This window comes from Actinoplanes sp. NPDC051633 (assembly GCF_040681735.1).
In the GTDB taxonomy this organism is placed as follows: domain Bacteria; phylum Actinomycetota; class Actinomycetes; order Mycobacteriales; family Micromonosporaceae; genus Actinoplanes.
Genome location: NZ_JBFAZH010000675.1, coordinates 1 through 4,332 on the forward strand (window position 1 = coordinate 1; position 4,332 = coordinate 4,332).

At 69.1% G+C, this 4,332-nt stretch carries 1 protein-coding gene and 1 pseudogene; both read left to right on the forward strand.

What is annotated here, in order from left to right; translation table 11 throughout:
• Positions 1 to 115: 115 nt before the first annotated feature.
• A pseudogene (locus tag AB0M20_RS29470) lies at positions 116 to 1,015 on the forward strand (IS256 family transposase); the annotation flags it as partial.
• Between the two features lie 606 nt (positions 1,016 to 1,621).
• Positions 1,622 to 3,742, forward strand: a complete 2,121-nt coding sequence (locus AB0M20_RS29475; RefSeq protein ID WP_364303579.1) for a hypothetical protein — start codon at positions 1,622 to 1,624, stop codon at positions 3,740 to 3,742.
• The last annotated feature ends 590 nt before the right edge of the window (positions 3,743 to 4,332 follow it).

A 4,332-nucleotide genomic window follows, 5' to 3' on the forward strand; every position in this document is an offset into this window, starting at 1 on the left:
CGCCGTAGCCCGTCGGTGGCGGAGTGCAGCCACGCTGCGGCCAGCGGCGCGGTGGCCTTGGCGATGGTCATCGGCACTACGAGCAGGCCCGCGATGGTGGCGTAGCGTTGGGTGTCGCCGCGCCGAACAGGCCCTGGTCAGCGTGGTGGCCACCAGCTATCTGCTCGGCGTGTCGACCCGGCGGGTGGAGAAACTGGCCGAGCAACTCGGCGTCAAGCAGCTGTCGAAGTCGCAGGTCTCGGAGATGGCGCAGCACCTGGACGCGCAGGTGGAAGCGTTCCGCAACCGGCCGCTGGACGCAGGCCACTACACGTTCGTCTGGATGGACGCGCTGACCATCAAGGTCCGCGAACACGGCCGGACGGTGAATGTGCACGCCCTGATCGCGGTCGGGGTGAACGCCGACGGCGGCCGGGAGGTTCTCGGTCTGGACGTCGCCAGCGATGAGGACGGTGCCGGCTGGCTGGCCTTCCTCAGGTCCTTGACGGCTCGCGGGCTGTCCGGGGTGCGGCTGGTCATCTCCGATGCCCACCGCGGCCTGGTCTCGGCGATCGGCGCCGCGCTGCCCGGCGCCGGTTGGCAGCGGTGCCGCACGCATTACCTGCGCAACCTGTTGGCGAAGGTGCCCAAGACCGCGCAGCCGTGGGTCGCCACCCTCGTGAGGACGATTTTCGACCAGCCCGACGCCGACGCGGTGACCGCCCAGTACGCGCGGGTGGTCGAGGCGATCGAGCAGAAATTCCCGGCCGCGGCCGAGCACCTCGACGACGCCCGCGGTGATCTCCTCGCATTCACGGTGTTCCCGCGCGAGATCTGGCGACAGGTCTGGTCCAACAACCCGCAGGAGCGGCTGAACAAAGAGATCCGCCGGCGCACCGACGTGGTCGGGATCTTCCCCAACCGGGCGGCGATCATCCGCCTGGTCGGCGCGGTGCTGGCCGAGCAGACCGACGAATGGACCGAAGCCCGCCGCTACATGGGCCTCGAACTCTTGAACAAGGCCCGCCTCACCACATCGACACCGAACAACCGGCAACCACCGACACCCAACCGGCGCCGATCGCCGCCTAGGATCAACCCGGATCTCCACGGTGATCGTCTTCTACACCACGCCCGTGGACGCGACCTGCCGTCGCTTGTGAGCTGCCTGTCAATTGCGTGAGGAACCGGCCGTTGGACATGCTCGCCCCTCAACTGGTGATAGCAACCGCGGACTATTGGTCCCAGATGTCGGCGCCGCACTCGGTGTCCGTCCGCGAGACAACGCCAGCAGGAGGCTTCCATGAGACGGTGAAAGCAGTACGGGGTGTCGACGCCGCGTGTACGTCGCAGACAATGTAGGACGTGATTCGGTAGACGAAACCTTTGACGGCTGCGCTGGTGATGATCGCCGAGGACCTCGCCGCGGCGAGACCGGGAGCAAGCTGATCGCGTCACCTAAGAACATCAGGGGTGCGGGACGGAATCCAGCGGGTTCGACGCGTGAAGTATCCGAGTTCGTCGGCCGGCGACCAAGGAGTTGTGCACACATCCAGGTGATGGCTGTGGCGGCGGGCGACGCAGATGAGGGCGAGAGAGGAGGGTTCAGCCGGGCCTGCCGGCCGGTCCGTAAGGTAAGAGTATGAGGACTCCGGTCCGCCCGGCGCGGGCGGTCGCCGCGCTCGCCCTCGCCCTCGTGGTTCTACCCCTGCTCGTGAACTTCCTGTCCGACGACGCCCCGGACTGGCTCACCTCGCCGACCCTAGTAATCCCGGCCATCGTCGCAGTTTTTGCGGCGCTGGCCTTCGACCATCTGCGGCCGTCCCCCGACGCCCAGGAGACGACCGCCGCGGCGGAGTCGCGGTTCGCGGCCCGGTTGATCGGCACAACCCGCAAAACTCTCGAAGCGATGGACCGCGGCTCGATCGACGTCGAGGCCGGGGTGGTGCTCGGCCCGGCCGCCAGGCTCCCGCTGACGCTGCGGCCCGCGGACGAGGTCGACGGGCCGCACCGGGCGGTCACCAGCGTGGCCGAGCTGGTCGACGCCGTGGTCGACCTGCGCGGCGGCCTCTCGGTCACAATGGTCGGCGAGCCCGGCGCAGGAAAGAGCACTTTCCTGCGCGACGTCAGCTGGGCGCTCGCCGAGGACGCGGCTGCGCGGCTCGGCCGCGGCGACGACCCGGTCATGCCGATCCTGATCGACGCCGGCTCGTGGCCCGCCGGGATCGGGCTCGCCGGCCAAGTGCGGCAAATCGTGCAGCGGCGCAGTGCGGTGCCTGCCGCGGTCGTTGACCGCTGGCTGGCCACCGGTACCGTCTATCTGCTGATCGACAATCTGAGCTGGCTGCCGCCGCTGCGCCGAAAGGCGGCGATCGAGCGGGTGAACGCCTTCCGGACTGCCCATCCCACAGTCGGCCTGATGCTCGCAGTCAATCCGGACGGCACCCGGGCCGGCGGCGCCGAGCTTGACTTGCCCGCGCTGGTTATCGAGCCGGTCAGCCCCGGCCAGGTGCACCTGCATCTCGACCGGTTCCGCGGCACCCATGACGAGCTGCGCTCTGTGGCCCGCGACTCGCCCGCGCTGGTCGACGTGCTACGGACCCGGCTGTTCTTCACCACCGCCCTGCTGGCCTTCCCGGACCGAGACGGCACTACCATGCTGCGGCTGCGGGACGGCGATCCGCGGCGGGCGATCATCGAGTCGTACGCCGGATCCATGCTGCTCCGCGATGACCGCGCCGGACCGCTCGCTGCACCGGCGGCAGGGGCGGACCGCGAGGCGTTCCTGCGCGACCTCGGCTGGATCGCTGTCCAGCTACATCGCCTGAACTCGTTCTACCTGCGAGATTTCCTGATGGCCGAATGGATACCGGAGCGGTGCGCCCGCCGGGTAATTAACCTGTCGGTCGGTCTCTTGGCGGCCCTGGTCTCCGCCCTCGGCGCGGCGGCGATCCTCGCGCCCCGCCATCCGGTGGTCGGGCTCTCCGTCGCGCTGACGCTATTCGTGCTGCTGAGCGCCGCCCACGTGCCGGACCGAACGGGCGACACCGCGATCCCGGTACGGACGGCGCGCCCCCGTGCCTCGTGGTCGGTCCGTGAATTCCGGCGCGGGTTCCGGCGGTTAGGTGGGGTGGTGACGATCGGCTGCGCCCTGTTCGACGCGATCCGCCTCTACCAGGGTTTCTCGGCCTGGGAATCACTCGACGCCGGTCAGCGGCAGCGTCTGCTGATCTTTGCGGTGGTCGCGGTGCTCTCGGTGAGCGGGCTCGCCCTGCTCCAGGGCGTCCGGTGGGAGTGGACGGACACCGAGAACTGGATGGTCGGGCCCGTCGTGCGCCCGTTCGGCCCATTTGCCCTGCGTAGCGCGCGTTGGGCCTCCTACGCCGCCCTCGCGTCCGGCGTCGTCACGGCGCTGCTGCTCGGCACTGGGCGCCTGCTGATGACCGCCTTCAGTACGGTCGACCGGTCGTACCCAGAAGTCTTCGCCTCTCTACGGCCAGCGCTCGACGCCGGCGTCCTGGCCGCCGCTGTCGTTTTCGTCACCGTGCTCGTCGTGCTTCTCAGCGCCCGCCTCGAAGTCACCGTGGTGGAGGCCAGGTTGCGTGACGACCGTCTCATCCCCGCCGACCTGCCTGCCTTTCTGCACCGCGCTACGCGGCTCGCGCTCCTGCAACGCGCCGGCGGGAACGAGTACATGTTCAGCCATCAGATCCTGCGCGACCACTTCGCGACCCGGCCGCCGGACCCAGATAAGGGGTCGTAGAAGCTCACGAAATCGCTGCGCAACGCCGGGCTGATTCTTGTGCACCCAGGGTCGCGCTACCTGGGCTGTTCAGAGCGGGTCCCTGCTCCCAATCCGCTCCGACCGCGGCGGGGCAGCGTCATGCATCTGCGGTCTCGCCTGCTTAGGTTCAACCAGTTCCCAGGATGCGCCTGGGGAGGCGCAACGACCAGTAGCGCGCCCCGGCGGAACGACTACACCGCAGGGGCGGACGACACCAGTGGCCACGCGACCTCCACCACCCGTGGGGCGGCCGGGTGCAGGTCGTCGGCGACGCGCGCGTAGGTCATGGCCACGCCCTCGACGACCCGCGGAACAGGGTGTCGGCGTCCGTGGCGGCCCAGCAGCAACGCTTAGCGCGGAACACGCGGCGCGGCGGAGGAGGAACCATACGGGCGCGGACGCGTCTAAGAGATCGCCGCCATCGCAGCCGAGGAGGTCATCATGGACATCGCTACGGTGCGCCGCAGCTCGGCGTGTTGGCGCTAGCCGGTTGTCCTCACGGCTGCTAGATCATCTTCCCCACCCGGGCGGGTTGATGTTAGTTGGTGTGGACGGCTCGTAGTGAGATG